Source organism: Streptomyces sp. R35 (assembly GCF_041053035.1).
Taxonomy (GTDB): Bacteria; Actinomycetota; Actinomycetes; order Streptomycetales; family Streptomycetaceae; genus Streptomyces; species Streptomyces lutosisoli.
In genome coordinates, this window is sequence record NZ_CP163440.1 from 8,113,341 (window position 1) to 8,134,618 (window position 21,278).

Annotated in this window: 20 protein-coding genes; 11 read left to right on the forward strand and 9 right to left on the reverse strand. The window is 69.3% G+C overall.

All coding sequences use genetic code 11. The annotated features are described in order from the left end of the window. Positions 1-416: 416 nt before the first annotated feature. The 6 genes from AB5J50_RS36675 (at position 417) to AB5J50_RS36700 (ending at position 7,502) form a co-directional block, all read left to right on the forward strand. The gene (locus AB5J50_RS36675) at positions 417-2,540 is read left to right on the forward strand and encodes a DNA topoisomerase IV subunit B (protein ID WP_330307753.1); all 2,124 of its coding nucleotides are present in this window, start codon (positions 417-419) and stop codon (positions 2,538-2,540) included. Positions 2,541-2,961: 421 nt separating this feature from the next. After that, positions 2,962-3,486: a DUF1453 domain-containing protein gene (locus AB5J50_RS36680; protein WP_327432227.1), complete on the forward strand. Its 525-nt coding sequence runs from the start codon at positions 2,962-2,964 to the stop codon at positions 3,484-3,486. Next, entirely contained in the window at positions 3,483-4,634 is a 1,152-nt protein-coding gene (locus AB5J50_RS36685; protein ID WP_369262826.1) for a sensor histidine kinase, read from the forward strand. The genes AB5J50_RS36680 and AB5J50_RS36685 overlap by 4 nt, the downstream gene beginning before the upstream one ends. Beyond that, positions 4,631-5,320 (forward strand): response regulator, encoded by a 690-nt coding sequence (locus AB5J50_RS36690; protein WP_369262827.1) that lies wholly within the window; start codon positions 4,631-4,633, stop codon positions 5,318-5,320. Before AB5J50_RS36685 ends, AB5J50_RS36690 begins: the two co-directional genes overlap by 4 nt. A gap of 104 nt (positions 5,321-5,424) precedes the next feature. Beyond that, a complete protein-coding gene (locus AB5J50_RS36695) occupies positions 5,425-5,913 on the forward strand; it encodes a DUF485 domain-containing protein (protein ID WP_330307757.1) in 489 nt (162 codons plus the stop codon). After that, on the forward strand, positions 5,910-7,502 hold the full coding sequence (locus AB5J50_RS36700; RefSeq protein ID WP_369262828.1) for a cation acetate symporter: 1,593 nt from the start codon (positions 5,910-5,912) through the stop codon (positions 7,500-7,502). The genes AB5J50_RS36695 and AB5J50_RS36700 overlap by 4 nt, the downstream gene beginning before the upstream one ends. An 86-nt stretch (positions 7,503-7,588) precedes the next feature. Here the strand turns inward: AB5J50_RS36700 and AB5J50_RS36705 are convergent, their stop codons facing one another. Then, the gene (locus tag AB5J50_RS36705) at positions 7,589-8,281 is read right to left on the reverse strand and encodes a response regulator (RefSeq protein WP_327432232.1); all 693 of its coding nucleotides are present in this window, start codon (positions 8,279-8,281) and stop codon (positions 7,589-7,591) included. Between the two features lie 162 nt (positions 8,282-8,443). Here AB5J50_RS36705 and AB5J50_RS36710 point away from each other — a divergent pair, with 162 nt between their 5' ends. The 3 genes from AB5J50_RS36710 to AB5J50_RS36720 are packed head-to-tail and all read left to right on the forward strand — an operon-like array spanning position 8,444 to position 11,245. Then, positions 8,444-9,259 (forward strand): ABC transporter ATP-binding protein, encoded by an 816-nt coding sequence (locus tag AB5J50_RS36710; protein WP_327432233.1) that lies wholly within the window; start codon positions 8,444-8,446, stop codon positions 9,257-9,259. Continuing rightward, a complete protein-coding gene (locus AB5J50_RS36715; protein ID WP_369262831.1) occupies positions 9,249-10,124 on the forward strand; it encodes an ABC transporter permease in 876 nt (291 codons plus the stop codon). The genes AB5J50_RS36710 and AB5J50_RS36715 overlap by 11 nt, the downstream gene beginning before the upstream one ends. 56 nt (positions 10,125-10,180) lie before the next feature. Continuing rightward, positions 10,181-11,245, forward strand: a complete 1,065-nt coding sequence (locus AB5J50_RS36720; RefSeq protein WP_369262833.1) for an ABC transporter substrate-binding protein — start codon at positions 10,181-10,183, stop codon at positions 11,243-11,245. A gap of 141 nt (positions 11,246-11,386) precedes the next feature. Here AB5J50_RS36720 and AB5J50_RS36725 read toward each other — a convergent pair whose 3' ends face one another. The 4 genes from AB5J50_RS36725 to AB5J50_RS36740 form a co-directional block, all read right to left on the reverse strand. Then, positions 11,387-12,067: a response regulator gene (locus AB5J50_RS36725; RefSeq protein ID WP_369262835.1), complete on the reverse strand. Its 681-nt coding sequence runs from the start codon at positions 12,065-12,067 to the stop codon at positions 11,387-11,389. Beyond that, entirely contained in the window at positions 12,064-13,869 is a 1,806-nt protein-coding gene (locus AB5J50_RS36730) for an ATP-binding protein (RefSeq protein WP_369262837.1), read from the reverse strand. Before AB5J50_RS36730 ends, AB5J50_RS36725 begins: the two co-directional genes overlap by 4 nt. Before the next feature lie 126 nt (positions 13,870-13,995). After that, complete coding sequence (locus AB5J50_RS36735) at positions 13,996-14,940, reverse strand: sucrase ferredoxin (RefSeq protein ID WP_369262839.1); 945 nt, start codon at positions 14,938-14,940, stop codon at positions 13,996-13,998. Between the two features lie 182 nt (positions 14,941-15,122). Beyond that, a complete protein-coding gene (locus tag AB5J50_RS36740; protein WP_369262840.1) occupies positions 15,123-16,400 on the reverse strand; it encodes a citrate synthase in 1,278 nt (425 codons plus the stop codon). 97 nt (positions 16,401-16,497) lie between these two features. On the opposite strand from AB5J50_RS36740, the gene AB5J50_RS36745 reads away from it, so the two are divergent. After that, the gene (locus tag AB5J50_RS36745) at positions 16,498-17,664 is read left to right on the forward strand and encodes a citrate synthase (protein ID WP_369262841.1); all 1,167 of its coding nucleotides are present in this window, start codon (positions 16,498-16,500) and stop codon (positions 17,662-17,664) included. 65 nt (positions 17,665-17,729) lie between these two features. Here AB5J50_RS36745 and AB5J50_RS36750 read toward each other — a convergent pair whose 3' ends face one another. The 4 genes from AB5J50_RS36750 to AB5J50_RS36765 all read right to left on the reverse strand — a co-directional run bounded on the left by AB5J50_RS36750 (position 17,730) and on the right by AB5J50_RS36765 (position 19,846). After that, positions 17,730-18,422, reverse strand: coding sequence for a DUF6082 family protein (locus AB5J50_RS36750; RefSeq protein WP_369262843.1), 693 nt, complete (start codon positions 18,420-18,422; stop codon positions 17,730-17,732). 125 nt (positions 18,423-18,547) lie between these two features. Then, positions 18,548-18,835, reverse strand: coding sequence for a hypothetical protein (locus AB5J50_RS36755; RefSeq protein WP_369262845.1), 288 nt, complete (start codon positions 18,833-18,835; stop codon positions 18,548-18,550). Positions 18,836-18,988: 153 nt separating this feature from the next. Beyond that, on the reverse strand, positions 18,989-19,225 hold the full coding sequence (locus AB5J50_RS36760; protein ID WP_369262847.1) for a hypothetical protein: 237 nt from the start codon (positions 19,223-19,225) through the stop codon (positions 18,989-18,991). A 96-nt stretch (positions 19,226-19,321) separates the two neighbouring features. After that, positions 19,322-19,846: a DUF6082 family protein gene (locus tag AB5J50_RS36765; RefSeq protein ID WP_327432244.1), complete on the reverse strand. Its 525-nt coding sequence runs from the start codon at positions 19,844-19,846 to the stop codon at positions 19,322-19,324. A gap of 352 nt (positions 19,847-20,198) precedes the next feature. Between AB5J50_RS36765 and AB5J50_RS36770 the strand changes: the two genes are divergently transcribed. Beyond that, positions 20,199-21,278, forward strand: coding sequence for a GTP-binding protein (locus AB5J50_RS36770; RefSeq protein ID WP_369262848.1), 1,080 nt, complete (start codon positions 20,199-20,201; stop codon positions 21,276-21,278).

Here is a 21,278-nt window from a genome sequence, read left to right on the forward strand (position 1 = left end):
GCTGTCGTACCAGGGTCAACATCCAACCAGGCCGAAAACGTTCCCGCTCGTGGCTTTTCCTCGAAAATTTCTCTCCGGGGCGGCTGTCTGCTGCCGGGTGGCGGCGAATGAGCCGTATTTCGTGTCTTCGTGTCTTACGGGTTCGCGCAGTCTGTCAGGGTCAGTCCTCCCGGCTGGGTTGCCGGTTGTTCATGAGGACGTGCCCGGAGCCTAAATGGTTCATGCCTCGAAGGGAACGTGATATGTACTTCACTCCATCGAGGGATCGAACACCCATGCGACTCTGGACTAGTCTGAGTTCATGCGAGGGTGGCGTTACAACGGCTCTACCAGGCCTCGGTACCCTCTGAGCGGCGACCGAAGCCGGGCCCTTACCCAAAAGGGTCCCACCTGAAATTCAGCGAGGAGCGAACCGCGTGACCGCCGAGACGTCCGTGCCGTCCACAGCGCTGCTGACCGGAGCAGACCGGGACGGTTCCAACTACACCGCGCGGCACCTGCTCGTCCTCGAGGGGCTCGAGGCCGTGCGCAAGCGCCCGGGCATGTACATCGGGTCGACCGACAGCCGCGGTCTGATGCACTGCCTGTGGGAGATCATCGACAACTCCGTGGACGAGGCCCTCGGGGGCTACTGCGACCACATCGAGGTCATCCTGCACGACGACGCCTCCGTGGAGGTGCGGGACAACGGCCGTGGCATCCCGGTCGACGTGGAGCCCAAGACGGGCATGTCCGGCGTCGAGGTCGTGATGACCAAGCTGCACGCCGGCGGCAAGTTCGGCGGCGGCTCGTACGCGGCCTCCGGCGGCCTGCATGGCGTGGGCGCCTCCGTGGTGAACGCGCTCTCCGCCCGTCTGGACGTCGAGGTGGACCGCAGTGGTAATACCCATGCGGTGAGCTTCCGGCGCGGCACCCCGGGAGCGTTCAAGGCGGACGGTCCCGACGCCGCCTTCGACGCGACGAGCGGGCTGCGCAAGCTCAAGCGGATCCCCAAGACCCGCACCGGTACGCGCGTGCGCTACTGGGCCGACCGCCAGATTTTCCTCAAGGACGCCAAGCTCTCCCTGGAGAACCTGCACCAGCGCGCCCGCCAGACCGCGTTCCTGGTGCCGGGCCTGACCATCGTCGTCCGCGACGAGTACGGCCTCGGTGAGGGCGGCAGCAAGGGCGAGGAGTCCTTCCGCTTCGACGGCGGCATCAGCGAGTTCTGCGAGTACCTGGCCACCGACAAGCCCGTCTGCGACGTCCTCCGCTTCTCCGGGCAGGGCACGTTCAAGGAGACGGTCCCGGTCCTCGACGCCCACGGGCAGATGACACCGACCGAGGTCACGCGTGAGCTCGGCGTCGATGTCGCGATGCGGTGGGGCACCGGCTACGACACGACCCTCAGGTCGTTCGTGAACATCATCGCGACGCCCAAGGGCGGAACCCACGTCGCGGGCTTCGAGCAGGCCGTCACGAAGACCGTCAACGAGGTGCTGCGGGCCAAGAAGCTGCTCCGTGTCGCCGAGGACGACATCGTCAAGGACGACGCGCTGGAAGGCCTGACGGTTGTCGTCACCGTGCGCCTCGCCGAGCCGCAGTTCGAGGGGCAGACCAAGGAGGTGCTCGGCACGTCGGCGGCCCGCCGCATCGTGACCAACGTGGTCTCCAAGGAGCTCAAGGCGTTCCTGACCACTACGAAGAGGGACGCCGCCGCGCAGGCCCGGGTCGTCCTCGAGAAGGCCGTCGCCGCCGCCCGCACGCGGATCGCTGCCCGCCAGCACAAGGACGCGCAGCGCCGGAAGACCGCCCTTGAGTCCTCCTCGCTGCCCGCCAAGCTCGCCGACTGCCGCAGCGACGACGTCGAGCGCAGCGAGCTGTTCATCGTCGAGGGCGACTCCGCGCTCGGTACGGCCAAGCTCGCCCGGAACTCCGAGTTCCAGGCGCTGCTGCCGATCCGGGGCAAGATCCTCAACGTTCAGAAGGCGTCCGTGACGGACATGCTGAAGAACGCCGAGTGCGGCGCGATCATCCAGGTCATAGGAGCCGGGTCCGGGCGGACCTTCGACATCGACGCGGCGCGTTACGGGAAGATCATTCTTCTCGTCGACGCCGATGTCGACGGTGCGCACATCCGGATTCTGCTGCTGACGCTGTTCCAGCGGTACATGCGGCCGATGGTCGAGGCGGGGCGGGTGTTCGCGGCGGTGCCGCCGCTGCATCGCATCGAGCTCAGCCAGCCGAAGAAGGGCCAGGACAAGTACGTCTACACGTACTCGGACCGTGAGTTGCGCGAGACCCTGCTGGAGCTGCAGCGCAAGAACGTGCGGTACAAGGACTCGATCCAGCGCTACAAGGGTCTGGGCGAGATGGATGCCGATCAGCTGGCCGAGACGACGATGGATCCGCGCTATCGGACTCTGCGTCGGATCAACATCTCCGACCTGGAGGCGTCCGAGCAGGTGTTCGACCTGCTGATGGGGAACGATGTGGCGCCGCGGAAGGAGTTCATCTCCAGCTCGGCGGCGACGTTGGATCGGTCGCGGATCGACGCGTAGGGGTTCTGGCCGGGCCCCACCTGCCGGTGGGTGGGGGCTGTGCTCCGCATCCCCCGGCCCGCCCCTGTCTTTTGTCCTTGTTGTCTTGATCTTTTAGGGGCGCGGGGAACTGCGCGACCAGCCCCCACCGGCCTGCGGGCGACGAACCACCGCCGTGTTTCAGGGGCGCGGGGAACTGCGCAATCTTTTGGGGTCTGGGGGGGGCGGAGCCCCCAGGGATGGGACGGGTAGGGGCGGCGGGGGCGAAAACCGCTGCGGTCACCCGGCCACGGCTCCACCCGTGGGTGGAGAGTCGTGGCGGTCAGGGATCCACCCACGATCCACCCTGGCTCCGATCTGCTGACCAGCCATTTTCCGTAGCGTCGAAGGTGTCGACAGTTCCCGCTGCCGAAACCGCTCTTCCTCGCTCACGGAGGCCGTGATGTCCGGGCTCGTCAATGCTTTGGTGATCTGCGCCGTTGTCGTGCTGGTGATCGCGCGCCAGTTCCGCACCCGCAGGATCGGCACGGACAGGCGCTGGTGGATCGTGCCCGCCGTCCTGGTCGTAGTGGCGCTGCGCGAGCCCGGATTGATCGACCCCCACCATCACGCGGAGGCGATCCTCCTGCTCGGTGCGGAGGTGTTCATAGGCCTGGCCACCGGGGCCGGCTGGGCGTGGACCACGCGGATATGGACGGCGCCGGACGGCTCTGTATGGAGCAAGAGCACCAAGGCCAGCGTGGCTGTCTGGATCGTGGGCATAGGCCTGCGTGTGGGCCTGTTCGGCATCGGCGCCCTGTTCGGCGTGCACCAGGACTCCTCGGCTCTGCTGCTCGCTCTCGCGGCCACCCTGCTGGTCCGCTCCGGACTCCTGGTCTGGCGTACGCAGTCCCTGCTCCCGGCGAACGGGCAGAGCCCGGCGTACGGTGACGGCCTGCCTCAGGCCTTGTGGAAGGAGCGCGTGTGACGGAGAACTCGTGGAAGCGCTGGCCCTCCCGCGAGGCCCTCTCCCGGGAGGGAGCGCCCAGGGCCCGGCGCGCGCTTGCCTGGACGGTGCGCGCCATGGCCCTCGGCACTCTCATCGCGACCACCTTCACGGACGGAGACCTGCACGGCTGGGGTGCCGCGGCGGGCGTTGCGGGAGTCCTCCTCTGCGCGGTTCTCGCGTGGGCCTTCTGGCGGAGCACGCTCGCGCACCGTCTGTTGCCCTCCTTGGGGTTGCTCGCTCTGCTGCTGGCGATTGCGACGGTGGGGCAGGGTGTCGGCTTCCGGATACCGGCTCTCGTCCTGTGGTGCGGGTGCGCAGTCAGCGCCATCGAGCGGCTGCCTCTCGCGGCGGCGCTGCCTGCCACCTCGGTGGCGCTGAGTGCGTACGCGGCGGTCAACAACGACGTGTGGCTGACCACCGCGGCCACCACCGCGGGGCTCATCCTGGCCGGGTATGTGCTGCGCCTCGACGCGGAGGCGCGGGGGAGCGCGCAGCGGCTCCTGGCCCAGGAGCGCGCCGCGCGCGCGGCCGAGGCGGAGTCGGCGGCGCTGGCGGAGCGGGCCAGGATCGCTAGGGAGATCCACGATGTGCTGGCCCACAGCCTCTCGGCGCAGCTGGTGCACCTGGAGGCGGCCCGGCTGCTCATCGAGCGGGGCGCGGACCGGGACACGATCCTCGAACGGGTCGTGGCGGCACGGGGGATGGCCCGCGAGGGGCTCGCGGAGACCCGGCAGGCGCTCTCCGCGCTGCGCGGCGAGATGTCTCCGCTGGAGGACTTCCTCAGCGAACTCGTCGCCACGGCCGACGGCGCCGACGTCACCGTGACGGGCGAACGCCAGCTGCTGCGCGCCGAGGCCTCGCAGGCGGTGCGCAGAGTCGCGCAGGAGGCCCTGACGAACGTGCGCAAGCACGCTCCGGGCGCCAAGGTCCATGTACGGCTGGACTACGGAGTGCACGAAGTGACGCTGGACGTACGGGACTCGGGCGGGACGCCGGGCGAGCTCAGCGGCTCGGGAGCCGGGTACGGTCTGCTGGGCATGCGGGAGCGTGCCGAGCTGCTGGGTGGCTCGTTGGAGGCCGGGCCGGACGAGGAGGGGTTCGTGGTGACGCTGAAGGTGCCCGTATGACGCAGGGGGAGGAGGCGGGCAGGAAGCCGGCGCGGGTCGTGGTGGCGGACGACCAGACCGTGGTGCGCGAGGGCATTGTGATGCTGCTGGGGCTGCTGCCCGGGATCGAGGTCGTCGGAGCGGCCGGAGACGGGAACGAGGCCGTGGCGCTTGTGGCCGAACTCGCCCCGGACGCCGTGCTGATGGATCTGCGGATGCCCCGCTGTGACGGTGTCGAGGCGACCCGGCGCATCCGCACCGAGCACCCTGGGACGCAGGTCGTCGTGCTCACGACGTACGCGGACGACGAGTCGCTGTTTCCCGCGCTCAGAGCGGGAGCTCGCGGCTATCTCACCAAGGACGCGGGAGGCGACGAGATCGTACGGGCGGTGGAGAGCGTGCTGTCCGGGGATGCGGGGCTCTCGCCGAGCATCCAGCGGCGGCTGCTGGAGCGGCTGTCGGAGCCGGCACCGGAACCGGCCCTGCCTCCGGAGGCGCCGGACGGGCTCACCGCGCGCGAGACCGAGGTGCTTCTACTGATCGCGGACGGGCTCAGCAACCAGGAGATCGCGCGCAAGCTGCATGTCTCCACGGCGACCGTGAAGACCCACATCAACAACCTCTTCGCCAAGACGGGGCTGAAGGACCGTGCTCAAGCGGTCCGTTACGCCTTTGGGAAAGGTCTCGTACGGCCACCGGCTGACTGAGTCACCTGATGGGGTGAAGAGCACGGAGAGAAGAGTCCGGGATCTTCCCGATCTGCCCATCCTTGGGCACGCGGCCGAAACGGGCCGCGGACAAGGAGAGTTCGGTGGAGAAGCACGACGGCGGCGACACCGGGGAGGTCCGGTTCGACGACCCCTGGTATGACGCGCTCGCCTCCGGCTGGGGTGAGTTGGACGGCACGGGTGCGCCCGCTCCCGCCGTGCCGGCCGCGCGCTCGGAGCACGAAGGGCGGGCGGGCGGGGCGGCCGACGTCTATCTGGAGGTGCAGCGCAGCGCGGCCTTCCAGGAAGTGCGCAGCCGCTACCGGAGGTTTGTGGTCCCGGGCGTCGCCGTGTTCTTCACCTGGTACGTGGGCTATGTGGTGACCGCGACGACGGCGCCCGGGTTCATGGCCCGGCCTGTGGCAGGCGCCGTGAACGTGGCGCTGCTCGCGGGGCTCGGGCAGTTCCTCACGACGTTCCTGTTCACCTGGGCGTACGCGCGGCATGCGCGGCTGCGCAGGGACCGGGCCGCGCTCGATCTGCGCTGGGACACCCAGGAGCTGACGCGGAACGTCAGAGGTGGTGAGCGGTGACCGGCAACCATCAGACGCTGGCGCTGCTGCTGTTCAGCGCGTTTGTGGCGGTGACGCTGGCGATCACGACGTGGGTGAGCCGTAACCGCCATGGTTCGGCGGAGGAGTTCTATGCCGGCGGGCGGCTGTTCTCTCCGATGGAGAATGGTTTTGCCATCTCCGGCGACTACATGTCGGCGGCTTCCTTCCTGGGCGTCACGGGGCTCATCTCGCTCTACGGGTACGACGGGATGCTGTACGTCGTGGGGTTTCTCGTCGCCTGGCTCGTGGTGCTGTTCCTGGTGGCCGAACTGGTGCGCAACTGCGGGCGGTTCACGCTCGCGGACGTGGTCGCGGCCCGGATGAGCGAGCGGCCGGTGCGGATCGCGGTGGGAACTTCCTCGGTGACCGTGTCCGTTCTGTATCTGGTGGCGCAGATGGTCGGAGCGGGCAGCCTGGTCGCGCTGCTTCTCGGGGGTACGAGCGAGGCCGCGCGGAACTGGACGGTGATCGGCGTCGGCGCGCTCATGGTGATCTATGTGTCGCTGGGAGGGATGCGGGCCACCACATGGATTCAGATCGTCAAGGCCGTCCTGCTGCTGGGCGGGGCCATCGCTCTGACCGTCCTCGTCCTGGTGCGATTCCACGGGGACATCAACCAGTTGCTGCGTTCGGCGGCGCAGCGCAGTGGACACGGTGCGGCGTTCCTGGCGCCCGGGCTGAAGTACGGCGGGGGCTGGACGGCGCGCTTCGACTTCATCAGCCTGGGGCTCGCGCTGGTGCTCGGCACGGCCGGGCTGCCGCACATCCTGTCCCGGTTCTACACGGTGCCGACCGCGCGGGCCGCGCGCCGCTCGGTGGTCTGGGCGGTCGGGCTCATCGGGGGGTTCTACCTGATGACGATCGTGCTGGGCTTCGGCGCGGCCGCAATCGTCGGCCCGGACGCGGTGCGCGGATCGAACGCCGCGGGGAACACTGCGGTTCCGCTGCTCGCGCTCGATCTGGGCGGCGGTGCCAACTCAACGGGAGGAACGGTTCTCTTCGCGATCGTCGCCGCCATCGCCTTCGCCACCATCCTGGCGGTCGTCGCCGGAATCACCCTCGCGTCCTCGGCGTCCGTGGCCCATGACCTGTACGCGTCGCTGCGCCGCCGGCACGCGAAGCCGCGCAGTGAGGTGGCCGTGGCGCGGACGGCGGCCGTCGGGATCGGTGTCGTCGCGATCGCCCTCGGGCTGCTGGCCCGCGATCTCAACGTGGCCTTCCTGGTGGGCCTCGCCTTCGCGGTCGCCGCGTCCGCGAACCTTCCGGTGCTGTTGTACTCGCTGTTCTGGCGGTCCTTCACGACGCGAGGCGCGGTGTGGGCCGTATACGGCGGCCTGGTGCCCGCGCTGGTGCTCGTGCTGCTGTCCCCGGTGGTGTCGGGGAGCCCCGAATCGTTGTTTCCGAGCGTGGACTTCCAGTACTTCCCGCTGCAGAACCCGGGGCTCGTCTCGATCCCCCTGGGCTTCCTCGCGGGCTGGCTCGGCACCGTCACCTCGGCGGAGCCGCCGGACGAGGCCAAGCACGCCGAGACCGAGGTACGCGCGCTCACCGGGGCCGGGGCGGTCTGAGGGGGGCTGAGGGGGTCTGAGGGCGCCTCCAGGGGGCGTACGGAGCCGGCAGGGGGCGCGCCTCCATCGACGTACGCCATGGATCTTTACGGTGCCACCCACGCGTACCGATGCTCCGGACGCCCCGTGTCCCCGTACTTGAGCGAGAGGCGAAGGCGTCCGGCCTGTTCTAGATGGCGCAGATAGCGCTGGGCGGTGGACCGGCTCAGGCCGGTCTCGGCGGCCACCTCGTGGGCCGACAGCGGGTGGCTCGCGCGGTGCAGTACATCGCAGATGAGGTCCGTGGTCGGCTCCGAGTGACCGCTGGGCAGTCCCGGTGACGAGGGCGCGGGCGTGGTCCGCAGGGCGCCGAAGATCCGGTCGACCTGCTCCTGACCGGCCACGCCACGGCCGCCCACCCGGTCGACTGTGCGGCGCAGGGCGGCGTACGAGTCGAGGCGGGTGCGCAGGGCGGCGAAGGTGAACGGCTTGACCAGATAGTGCAGGGCGCCCAGGCGCATCGCTGTCTGCACGGTGGCCACGTCACTGGCCGCGGTGATCATGATGACGTCGGTGCCATGGCCGCGTTCGCGCATCCGGTGGACCAGTTCGAGGCCCGTCTGGTCGGGCAGATAGTGGTCGAGCAGCACCAGGTCGATGGGCGCGCGCTCGACGGCGGCCAGGGCCTGGGCAGCGCTGTGCGCGCGGGCGGCCACCCGGAATCCGGGAACCTTCCCCACGTACTTCGCGTTGATCTCAGCGACGCGGAAGTCGTCGTCCACGACCAGGACGTCAATCATCGGGCCTCTTTCCCTCAAGGCCTGGCGAGCGTTAAGCCCGTGTTTCGGCTCCGCTGTTTGTAGCGCGAGCAAAATGAGCACAACAGGCTGTTGCAGGCAAAAGAACTCCATGCGCTCAGAAGACTGCTCCTGTGGCCCGGGCCACATCTACGGTCCCGGGCCATGAGCGCAGACACCAGCCCCGCCATCGAGCTACGGGGCGCGAGCAAGATCTTCAAGACCCCGTCAGGGGGTCTGCACACGGCGGTCAGGGAGCTGGACCTGACCATCGGCCGTGGCGAGTTCGTGGCCGTCGTCGGCCCCACCGGCTGCGGAAAGTCGACCACGCTGACCCTGGTGAGCGGTCTCGAAGAGCCCACCGAGGGCGAGGTCCTGGTCGCCGGTGAGCCGGTCGCCGGCGTCGGCGACAAGGTCGGCTTCGTCTTCCAGCAGGACGCCACCTTCCCCTGGCGCACGGTCCTGTCGAATGTGATGGCGGGGCCCCGCTTCCGCGGCGTGCCCAAGGCGGAGGCCAAGCGGAAGGCCCGTGAATGGCTCGCCCGAGTCGGGCTCGCGGCCTTCGAGGACCGCTATCCGCACCAGCTCTCCGGCGGCCAGCGCAAGCGTGTCGCCCTCGCGGCGACCTTCGTCAACGACCCCGACATCCTGCTGATGGACGAGCCCTTCTCGGCGCTCGACGTACAGACCAGGGCCCTGATGTCGGACGAGTTGCTCGAACTGTGGGAGGGCACGGGCGCCTCGGTCGTCTTCGTCACCCACGACCTGGAAGAGTCCATCGCGCTCGCCGACAGGGTCGTCGTGATGACCGCGGGACCCGCCACGGTGAAGCAGGTCTTCGACATCGATCTGCCGCGGCCGCGCAAGGTCGAATCGGTGCGCCTGGAGCCGCGGTTCATCGAGATCTACCGCGAGATCTGGGAATCGCTCGGCGAAGAGGTCCGCATCACCCGCGAGAGGGGTGCGGCGAATGTCGCCTGACATCATGCCCGAGGCCGTTGTCGCCCTGACGATGACCGAGCCCGGCAACAAGGGACGTGCACACTCCCGCGCCCGTGCCGCCCGCAAACGCAAGGCCATCGTCGCCGCCGCCCGCGCACTGCTTCTGGTCGCCGTGCTCGGCCTGTGGGAGGTGTCCGCGCGGGCCAAGGTCATCGATCCGTTCAACTTCTCGATGCCGTCGAAGATCTGGGACCAGATCTACACCTGGGTGATGCACGGGACCGCGCTCGGATCCCTGGGGGAGCAGGTCTGGTACACGCTCCACGAAGCGCTGCTCGGCTGGGTCATCGGTGTGATCGCCGGTGTGGTGTTCGGCATCGCGCTGGGGCGGATCGCCTTCCTCGCCGATGTTTTTGGTCCATACATCAAGGTGCTCAACTCCATACCGAGGATCGTCCTGGCACCCATCTTCGTGATCTGGTTCGGGCTCGGCCCCGCCTCCAAAGTCGCGTCGGCCGTGGTGCTCGTCTTCTTCCCGGTCTTCTTCAACGCCTTCCAGGGTGCCCGGGAAGTCGACCGCAACCTCGTGGCCAACGCCCGGATCCTCGGCGCGAGCGACCGCCGGGTGACGCTTCAGGTCGTCATCCCGTCCGCCACCTCGTGGATCTTCACCAGTCTCCACGTCAGCTTCGGCTTCGCGCTCATCGGCGCCATCGTCGGCGAGTACATCGGCGCCACCAAGGGCATCGGCCTGCTCGTCGCGCAGTCGCAGGGCACCTTCAACGCGGCCGGTGTGTACGCCGCGATGGTCATCCTCGCGGTCGTCGCCCTGCTGGCCGAGGGACTGCTGACCTTCGCCGAGCGCCGCATCTTCCGGTGGAAGCCGTCGGACTCCGACCGCTGACCCTGTCGTACCCACCAACTCCTCCCTCCCACCAGCTCACAAGGACGTGACCCACCATGCGCAAGACCGCCAGATACTCCGCGCTGGCAGCCGCCGGTCTGCTCGCTCTCACCTCGCTCACCGCCTGCGCCAACGACGCCGCCAGCTCGACGGCCGACTCCGGCAGCAACGGGGGTGGCGGCAAGGGTGAACACGTCAAGATCATGGTCGGTGGCCTGGACAAGGTCATCTACCTGCCCGCGATGCTCACGCAGCGGCTCGGCTACTTCAACGACGAGGGTTTGGATGTCCAACTCCTGAGCGAGCCGGCCGGTGTTCAGGCCGAGACCGCCCTGGTCTCCGGACAGGTGCAAGGAGCCGTCGGTTTCTACGATCACACCCTGGATCTGCAGACCAAGGGCAAGTCCGTGGAGTCCGTCGTGCAGTTCTCGCAGGCGCCCGGCGAGGTCGAGATCGTCTCCAAGAAGCGTGCGGACGACATCACGTCGCCCAAGGACTTCAAGGGCAAGAAGCTCGGCATCACCGGGCTCGGCTCCTCGACCGACTTCCTCACGAAGTACCTCGCGGTCAAGAACGGTGTGAAGGTCAGCGAGTTCACGCCGGTCGCCGTCGGCGCCGGACCGACGTTCATTTCCGCCCTCCAGAAGGGGGCCATCGACGGCGGCATGACGACGGACCCGACCGTCGCCACGGTCCTGCAGAAGGACCTCGGCAAGGTGCTCATCGACATGCGTACGCCGCAGGGCTCGCAGGAGGCGCTCGGCGGGCCGTACCCCTCGTCCAGCCTCTACATGCAGACGGACTGGGTGAACAGCCACAAGGAGACGGTCCAGAAGCTGGCCAACGCCTTCGTGAAGACCCTCAAGTGGATGTCCACGCACACCGCCACCGAGATCGCGGCCAAGATGCCCGCCGACTACTCACAGGACAGCAAGACGCTCTACGCCTCGGCGATCCAGAGCACGCTGCCCATGTTCACCGAGGACGGTGTGATGCCCGCAGACGGCCCCGAGACCGTCGAGAAGGTCCTCAAGGCGTTCAACCCCAACATCAAGAACGCCAACGTGGACCTGAGCAAGACGTTCACCACGGAGTTCGTGAAGAAGGCGGCCACAGGCTGATTCCGTGACGCGGCCCATCGCGGACGAGTCCGTGAAGTGGGCCACCCGCTGAGTCACCCCCGCGCGCGGACGGCTGTTCTCCCCTGACAGCCGTCCGCGCGCGGGGGCGCGGTTGCTTCCCCGCCTTCCTCGGCCGTGCCCTCAGGCGCGGGTCGCCCAGACGTAGCGATGCTCCGGGCGGCCCGCGTCGCCGTATTTGAGGGTCAGCCTCGCCCTCCCCGTGCGCTCCAGGAGCTTGAGATAGCGCTGGGCGGTCTGCCGGCTCAGTCCGGTCACCTCCGCGATCTCCTGCGCCGACAGGGGGCCCTCGGCGTTCACCAGGGCGCGGCGTACGAGCTCCGCGGTCGTGGGGGAGTGGCCTTTCGGCAGATCCGGCTCCGCGCTCGCCGACAGGGCGCCGAAGATCCGGTCCACCTCGGACTGCTCGGCCTCGCCGCCGCCGTCGAGGGTGCGGCGCAGATCCGCGTACGCCTCCAGCTTGGCGCGCAGGCCCGCGAAGGCGAAGGGCTTGACCAGGTACTGGAGCGCGCCCTGCCGCATCGCCGCCTGGACGGTCGAGATGTCACGTGCCGCGGTCACCATGATCACGTCGGTCTGGTGGCCGCGCCGGCGCATCTCCTGGACGACCGCGAGGCCCGTCTCGTCCGGCAGATAGTGGTCCAGGAGAACCAGGTCCAGACGGGGCAGTGTCTCCATCAGGCGCAGCGCCTCGGCCGCGCTGTGCGCCTCGCCCGCGACATGGAAGCCCGGAACCTTCTCCACGTAGGCGGCATTCACGCGCGCGACCCGGGTGTCGTCGTCCACGACCAGGACCTCGATCATCGCGACTCCCCCTTTGCGTCCGTGGCGTCCGTGGCTTCCGAGACGGTGCTGGGAGTCTCCGGGGAGGGGGTCGGTATCGGCACGAGCCGGGGTTCGGGCTCCGGCGCCGGGCGCGATTCCTGTGCGGTCGGTTCCTGCCGGTCCGGCGCGGGCGCGGGCACCGTCAGCGCCTCCGGTTCCGGTGCGAGCCCCGGCTCGGTCAGTGCCTCCGGCAGTACGACCGTGAACTCCGCGCCCCCGCCGTCCGCCTCGGCCACCTCCGCGCTGCCGCCCTGCCGTTCGGCGAGTCGGCGCACCAAGGAGAGGCCTATTCCGCGCTTGCCGTGCGCCGGGGGCTTCTTGGTGGTCCACCCGTCGGTGAAGATCAGCTCCCGCCGCTCCTCCGGGATTCCGGGCCCGGTGTCCCGTACCCGCAGTACGGCGGTACGTCCCTCGGCGCGCAATTCGACCTCCACGCGCGCGTGCTGCGTGCCCGCGACGGCGTCGAGGGCGTTGTCGACGAGATTCCCGACGACGGTCACCAGACCCCTCGGGTCGATCAACCGGTCCGGCAACATCGTTCCGTCGGAGATCCACAGGGCCACACCACGCTCGGCCGCGACGGTCGCTTTGCCGACCAGCAGGGCGGCGAGCAGCGGATCGTGGATCTTCTCGGTGACCTGTTCGGCGGTGACCCTGTGGTCGCCGACCACCTCTCCGACGAACTCCACGGCATCGTCGTACATCTCCAGTTCGAGCAGCCCCAGGAGCGTGTGCATACGGTTGGCGTGCTCGTGGTCCTGCGCGCGCAGGGCGTCGATCAGGCCACGCGTGGAGTCGAGTTCGCGGCCGAGCTGCTCCAGCTCCGTGCGGTCGCGCAGCGTGGCGACCGCGCCCCCGTCGTCGGTGGGCATCCGGTTGGCGACCAGGACGCGCTGGCCGCGGACGGTGAGCAGATCGGTGCCGGTGACGCGTCCGGCCAGCACATCGGTCGTACGTCCCGGACCGAGCGCGTCGTCGAGCGGCTGCCCGATGGCCTCGGCGTCGACGCCGAGCAGTCGTTGCGCCTCGTCGTTGAGGAGGCGTACGCGGCCGCCGCGGTCCAGGGCGACGACGCCCTCGCGGATGCCGTGCAGCATCGCCTCGCGCTCCGCGAGCAGTGCGGAGATGTCGGAGAAGGCCAGGTCACGGGTCTGCCGCTGCACCCGTCGGGAGATCAGATACGCGGCCAGCGCACCGACGGCCATGGCTCCGCCCGCGTACCCGAAGAGCCCCGGGATGGCGTCGATCAGCCGGGCGCGCACGCTGTCGTACTTGATGCCGACCGAGACGGCTCCGATGATGTCGCCGTCGACGCCGCGCAGGGGCACCTTGCCGCGGGCCGAGCGGCCCAGCGTGCCGGTGTCGATCTCCATGACGTCCTTGCCGCCCAGGGCATCGCGCGGGTCGGTCGAGACCGGCTTGCCGATCTCCGTCGGATCGCGGTGCGACCAGCGGATGCCCTTCATGTCCATGACTACGACGTACTCGGCCCCGCTGGCCTTCCGGATCCGCTCGGCCTCGGCCTGCACGGGCCCGTTCGCGGACGGTCGCGTGGTCCGGAGGTCCTCGGCTATCTGCGGCTGGACGGCGGTGGTCTGCGCGATCGCGAGTGCGCGGCGCATCGCCTGGTCGTCCAGCTGTGCGCTGAGCGGCGCGAGGAACAGTCCGGTGGCGAGTACGGCGACTCCCGCCGCGATCGCCACCTGCATCAGCAGCACCTGGGAGAACACCCGCCGCGGCAGACCGAGGCGCAGTCGTCGTGCGGGGGGAGTGGGGCTCATGCCTATGACGGTACGGGGGCGGGCGAGCCCTGCCGTAGGGAGTGTGGCGTGGATCTCCTGACCGTCAGGTGTGGAAGCCGCGCGGGAGGGATACGGCTACGCGGCCGGTGAGCGCCGGATCCGCCGTCAGCAGGGCACGGCGAGCGCAGCCCGCGCCAGCTCCCGTACCGCCACCACGTCCATCCGGGCAGGCGACCCCAGCACCGAACCGCAGCTCTCCGGGCGGGGCGGCAGCGAAGCGCCCTGGGCGACGCTGACGCGCCACAGACGGCCGTCGGCGTGGGCGACGGTGACCTCCCAGCGCGGCGCGGTGCCGTCCGTACGGACCACGGTCAGGGCATCGGCGGCGTGCTCCCCCGCGGCCCGGCGCACGGCCAGCTCGGCCGCCTGGCCCGGCCGCTCCCAGGCGGAGCGCCCGCGGCAGCCCTCGGTGACGACACGGCCCTCCCTGACGCCCTGGAGGGCCTCCTTGACGGCGTGGGCCTCGGCGCGCCCGTACGCGTATCCGTACGGCAGGACGAGCAGCGTGGGCGAGAAGCGGTGACCGCCCAGGTGGGTGACCTCCCAGACGCCCTCCACCCCGGAGGTGGCGAGCTCGGCCGCGAGAGGGCGTCCGAGCAGGGCGCAGCAGCGGTCGCGCTTGCCGTTGGTGCAGACGAGGGCGAGCGGGTCACCTGTGTGGGGCAGGCCCTGGAGAACCGTGTCGAAGGTATGGGGGTCACCCATGCCGAGGGCGGCGAAGTCGAGGTTGAGCACCTGCTCGGGGTCGGACGTCATGGCGCTGTGCAGCCATACGTTTCCCGGAGTGGTGTGGGCTACATACACATGGCGCTCCGCGAGCGTGCCGCAGTCGGCATGCCGTCCGGGGCGGCGGATGAGTGCGATCCGTACACCGGTGCCCTCCGCGGCCGCCTCGAGGGCGCGGCCGAGCACGGGGGCCAGGTGGCTCTCGGTGAGCGCCTTGGCACCCCAGGGCCCGGGCTGCTCGATCAGCAGCCATGTCCTCGCGGTGGCCGCGGTCCCCGCGAGGGGCTCGTCGAGGTCCCGCGACGCCGTCGTGCACGTACTCACAGAGGTGAGCCTAACCTGACTTGCGTCGGGGTGACTTCCGACCGCGCGGATGGGGGCGCATTTGGGGCGCCCTCGGCGCACGGCGGGGCGTGGGGGCGTGCGGACAGGGAGCGGATGCGTCGGGCGCGCTTCCATGTACCGACCGACTCCGCCGGAAGTGGCTGTGAGGGCCGCGCGCCCGCCTACCGCCCCAGCGGGCCGGGGAGTGGCTGCGGAGGTCGTTCGCCCACGTATCGGCCGCTCGGGCGCATGCGCAGCGGGCGTTCCTCGTACTCCTCCAAGGTGTGGGCGATCCAGCCCGCCGTTCGGGCGATGGCGAAGATCGTCTCGCCCGCGGACGCGGACATGCCGGAGGACACGGTGAAGACGGCGAGCGCCAGGTCGACGTTGGCGTGCAGGGGCGTGTGGCGGGCGGTCGTGGTCACGATGTCGCGGGCGGCCGCCAGGGCGGGCGCCGCGCCGGGCATGTCCTCCAGGAGGGTGAACAGGGCACGCGCGCGTGGATCCTCGCCGGGGTAGAGCCGGTGCCCCAGACCAGGAACACGGCGCCCGGCGCGCAGCTCGTCCGCGACCACGGGCGCCGCGCTGCCCAGGTCCAGGACGTCAAGGAGCAGCCGGTGTGCGAGCCCGCTGGCCGCGCCGTGCAGCGGGCCCTCGAGCACGCCGAGGCCCGCCGACACGGCGGCGTACGCGTGGGCCCGGGCCGACGCGGCGACCCGGACCGCGAGCGTCGAGGCGGCCAGGTCGTGGTCGACGAGCAGCCCAAGCGCCGTGTCCAGTACACGCAGTGACACGTCGTCGGGCGTACGGCCGGAGAGCCGTCCCCAGAGGCGGTGGGCCAGCGGGCCCTCGTCGCGGTGGTCGTGCCGCAGGGGCGGAAGCGCGGCGACGAGGGTGGGGATCAGGGTGCGTCCGGTGCCGAGGACGGCGTCCTCGGAGAGGTCGAAACGCAGTGGGTCGGCGGCCGCGGCGGCGATCGCGGCGACGCGCAGCCGGTCGGTCGGGCCGCTGTGCTCGGGCAGCGCGTCGACGGCGCGGCGGGCGACGGTCACCGACGCCTCCGGGGCGGTGAACGTGACGCCGGGCCGCAGCTCTCCGGTCCACAGCCATTCGGCGATCTCTTCGTAGGAGTACCGCGCGGCCAGTTCGGTCGCGTCGACGCCACGGAAGTAGTACCGGTCCTTGTCGATCAGGGTGATGCGGGTACGGACCGAGAGCTCGCCGCTGGTGCTGGAACTCGAATTCCCGCTGGTCTCCCGCCTGTTGCGCCGTGCGAGCGCCTCCACCTCCTTGGCGTCGAACGTGCTCCCGCGCCCTCCGGGGTCGCGTCGGCTGCTGAGCTGACCGCGGCTCACATACGCGTACACGGTCTCGGGCTTCACGCCGAGCAGCTCGGCGGTCTCCTTGGTGCTGAGCCGTCGGCCTTCGAGCCCTGGCGTTGCGGCTTCTCGATCCCTCATGGTCGCCACCGTATCCGTGTATCGGCATATTGATCGAATCAATATTGACAGAGAATGAGTCAAGCATAGACAGTCGAATCAAGTCCAGGGAGGAAACATGCCGATCAACCGAGCCGCGTCCACCTCTGTCGATGTACCGCGAGGACTCGCGGGCGTCGTCGTCACCGACACCGAACTGGGTGACGTCAGGGGGCTGGAGGGCTTCTACCACTACCGCCAGTACTCGGCCGTCGAACTCGCGCAGACCCGCGGCTTCGAGGACGTCTGGCATCTGCTGGCCCACGGCGAACTGCCCGACGCGGCACAGCTCGCCGCCTTCACCGCACGGACCGCTCGGCTGCGCCGGCTGCCGGACGAGGTGCGCGCCGCACTGCCCGCGATCGCCGCGGCGACGGGAACGTCGGGACCGCTCGCCGGTCTGCGCACCGCGTTGTCGCTGTTCGGCGCCTCGTCGGGGTTCCGGCCCGTGTACGACATCGACGCCGACCGGCGCCGAGCGGACACACTCGCGGCGTCCGCGGCCGTACCGACGTTGCTCACCGCGCTGTATCGGCTCGGGCAGGGGCTGGAGCCGGTGGAGCCCCGGGACGACCTCGCGTACGCCGCCAACTACCTGTACATGTTGACGGGGTCGGAGCCGGATGCCGCGTGTGCCCGTGCGATCGAGCAGTACTTGATTTCCACCATTGATCACGGATTCAATGCATCAACGTTCACAGCACGGGTGATCGCATCGACGGGCGCGGACGTGGTGGCGTGCCTCGTGGGCGCGGTCGGTGCCCTGTCCGGGCCTCTCCATGGCGGCGCCCCCAGCCGTGCCCTGGACACCCTCGACGCGATCGGCACCCCCGACCGCATCGACGCGTGGATCCGCGAACGCGTCCTCGCGGGCGAGCGCATCATGGGCTTCGGGCACCCCGTCTACCGCACGGAAGACCCGCGTTCGCGCATGCTCCGCGGCATCGCGCAACGGTTCGGCGACCCGTTGGCCGACTTCGCCGTCGAGGTCGAACGCCAGGTGGAAGCGATCCTGGCCGAGCTCAAGCCCGGCCGCGAACTCCACACCAACGTCGAGTTCTACGCCGGCGTCGTCATGGAACTCTGCGGCCTGCCCCGCGAGATGTTCACCCCCACCTTCGCCGCCGCCCGCGTCGTCGGCTGGAGCGCCAACATCCTGGAGCAAGCGCAGGACCCGAAGATCATCCGGCCGGCGGCGCGGTACGTGGGACCGGTTCCGCCGGTGGCGGTGCCGGAGGTGGCGTAACCGGACGGAGGGAAGGGTGAGCGCCGGGCTTCCTTCTCGCGCTCCTTGGAGGGCTCCCACGGACCTCACCTCGGGGGAGTGCCGCGACCCGGGTCCGTGAACGCCTGCTCGAAGATCTGGAACACACGCCCCTCCGCGCTCTCCGGGGGTAATTCGCTCTTATGGGCTCGCGTGGCGTTCCAGTAGCGCCGGAACGCCGTGCTGCGCAGCAGGTTCCGGGCATGGACCAAGAGATCCGCCTCCGACTGGCTTCCCCAACTGTGGGCCAGGACGAAGTGGTTGAACGTCAGGTTGGCGAAGAGGTTCTGGCGCAGGGCCGACTCGGGCTCGCCCTGAAAGTCGTTCCACACCGCGGCCAGAGAGGGGTCGTCCATCACCATCTGTGTGAGCTGGACATGGAGGGCGCGCATGTCCGCCTCCGCGCTGCGATGCAGTTCGATGCGCGAGGACGAGAGCTCGTCGCGCTGCAGAGCCAGTTCCCGACGCTGCATCTGTAGCTCGCGTTGCTGGAACAACAGGGTGATGACGAGCAGAAGGAGGGCCAGTCCGGAGAAGACGGCGCTCACGCCGCCGAAGTAGCCGCCTATGGCACTGCGTTCCGCCGCTGTGTGCCTGCTGCCGTTGGTTTCCTCCACACCGCTGACGAGCCAGCCGCTGACGACGATGGACACGGCGCCCACGAGGGCGATGCCCGCGGCGGCCGCGACCAGCCATGCACCAACCGAGAGCGTTGAGCGCCATATGCCACGACGTGCCATCGGTCCCTCCCCACAGGTCCGCAGAATCCTTCCCGGGTCCCTTGGAGGGAAACGCCTGGTACACGCCTGCCGAGCCCGTGCGGCGGGCCGTCTGCGCCTGACCTGGGGCGCAGACGGCCCGGACCTCAGTGGTCGGGGATGAAGGGTTTGGCGTAGATCAGGGTCCACCGATCCACGACCACGATGATCTCGCGTGCGTCGAGTTCCCGGAGTTCCGGATGCTCTTCCTGGACCTTCGCGGTCCGCTCGGCGCCGATCACGGCGAAGCGGCCGTCGCTGAGCTCGAAGACGTCGGGGCAGGTCTCGCCACACATGCTGCCGCGCAGGTGAGGGGCAACTCCTATGCGTCGCGCTATCGACAGCTTTTTGGCAGCCAACTTGCAAGCGCTCTTGCGCCCCAGATGGACGGCCATCCTTGGCTCCTCTCGGAGACGATGATGCAGGACGAAGACGAATGAGAGCAGGGGGTGTCTGCTGTGCTGTTCGGCGTGGCGAGTTCCGCGCGCCGCACAGAGGAGTCCCAGAGCCGGACTGGATGGTGTCGCGGCGTCGGGTCTTGGAGAGTGTCAGGCCTCGGGGATGTCGACCTTGGCCCGAATGAGGGTTTCCCGGCTGATCACGACGATCCGCTCGTAGTCGGCTCGTGCGGCGTCGGGAGGAAGCTCGCCATCGAGCCTGTCAGTGGCATCTGTCCCGATGACGGCGAAACTGCCGTCGTTGAGTTCGAAGATGTCGGGGCAGGTCTCGGCGGTGGCACTGCCCCGTTCACGGGGAGATGCACCAATGCGGCGCACGATCTTCAAAGGGGATCCCGGTCCTCTGGACAGTAGGGCTTTAGGGTGGGGACAGGGTAGTGCCTTCGATGTTGATGGTGCGGCCGAGGCGTAGCCCAACTGGCCCTATTCGACGGGTGGTTCACCCACCACCCACCATTCGTCCGTGCTCGCTTCCTCCAGATCGCGAATGAGACCGTCCACGAGCCGACCCACGCGGGCTTCCTGCGAGGAATACGGGAGGCTCTCCCGGTGATGGCGGGTGGCCTCCCAGTAGTCGCGAAATATCCCGCTCTGGCAGATCACCCGAAGATGGCCGTGCAACTCCTGCGAGTTGACGTTTCCGGTTCGGTAGAGCTGCAGCGTGTTGGTGTACCACGCGTTGGCGAACAGGTATTGGCGCCGAAGCGCGGGGCGATTCTCCGCCGGTTCGGCACTGAGATCCACGGTGCTCATCACGGCGGCCAGGTCAGGGTCGTCCATGGCCCTGCTCAGCAGGTGAAAGTGCATGCGCTGCTGCTCCACCCGCAGGCGCTGCTCGTGGTACTTGCGCTGCTGCGCGGTCAGGAGAGCGAGGGCCCCCGCAGCGAAGGCGAGCCCCGCGGCGGCCGCGGAGCCCAGCCCTCGTATCCCAAAGTTCTGTGTGACCATGTCAACCCCCGAATCAGGCGACCGTCCGCCGGTCGTCGGGTGCGGGGCGACAGGGAGCGGACCGGCGAGCGGTGGGCGGCGCGCTTGCCGTCTCCCAGTTTTGCCGAGCGGCTCTGATCGGCAGGGAGGCGGAGAGGAGGCGCACGGAGGGAAGTGCGGGTCGCGTTTCCCGGCGCCATGTCCAACGTGTGCCCCGCGAGCGCCGCTAACAATCGTTCACTTCGGGGCGATTCCTCCCGCTCGTATGCTGGGTCGGCATTCCTTCCTCGTACGAGTGCCGGTGCGTGCGCCGTCCTCGTACAGGAGCCGGTCCGCGAGCCGGTGTACGCACCGGTGTGAAAGAGGTCGCCCGTTGAGCCAGCCCCGTCCGCAGCAGATCCAGATCGGGCCGATCCAGGCCGGGCAGATCCCCGTTGTCGTCCTCGCCGGGTTCCTCGGATCGGGGAAGACCACCTTGCTCAATCACCTGCTGCACCACAGCGGCGGCAGTCGGATCGGAGCCGTCGTCAACGACTTCGGCGCGATCGAGATCGATGCCATGGCGGTGGCCGGGGCGCTGGGGGATTCCACCGTTTCCCTGGGGAACGGGTGTCTGTGCTGTGCCGTCGACGCCAGTGAGCTCGATGAGTATCTGGAGCGGCTCGCCCGGCCCTCGGCAGGTATCGACGTCATCGTCATCGAGGCGAGCGGGCTTGCCGAGCCCCAGGAGCTCGTGCGGATGGTCCTCGCGAGTGAGCATCCGCGGATCGTGTACGGCGGGCTCGTCGAGGTCGTCGACGCCGCCGAGTTCGACGCAACGCGCGCGAAGCATCCCGAGATCGAGCGGCATCTCGCACTCGCCGATCTTGTCGTCGTCAACAAGGTCGACCGGGCGGCGGACGGTGAGCGGGTGCTCCGCGTCGTCCGAGAGCTCGCCGACCGTGCCGCCGTCGTTCCCGCCGGCTACGGCCGCATCGATCCCGGGTTCCTCTTCGACTGCCGGCCGAGCGAGGAGCGCATCGGGCAGTTGTCCTTCGACGACCTCCACCGGCACGACGAGGGTGATCGGCAGAGCCACGACGACCACCTGCACTCCGCCTACGACTCGCTCTCCTTCAGCTCCGAAGTGCCCCTCGGCCCCCGGCGGTTGATGGACTTCCTCGACAGCAGGCCCGAGGGGCTCTACCGCATCAAGGGGTACGTCGATTTCGGCGTCCAGGACAGCGTCAACCGGTATGCCGTGCATGCCGTCGGGCGGTTCCTGCGCTTCTACCCGGAGCCCTGGGCCCGTGCCGAGGCGCGGCTCACCCAGCTCGTCCTGATCGGCTCCGGCATCGACACGGCGGCTCTGGACAAGGAGCTGGAGGCGTGCAAAGAGGACGCCCCACACGCCGACGAGCACAGCATGTGGGGCGTCCTCCGCTACGTACAGGAGCCGAGCCCGGAGGGCTGA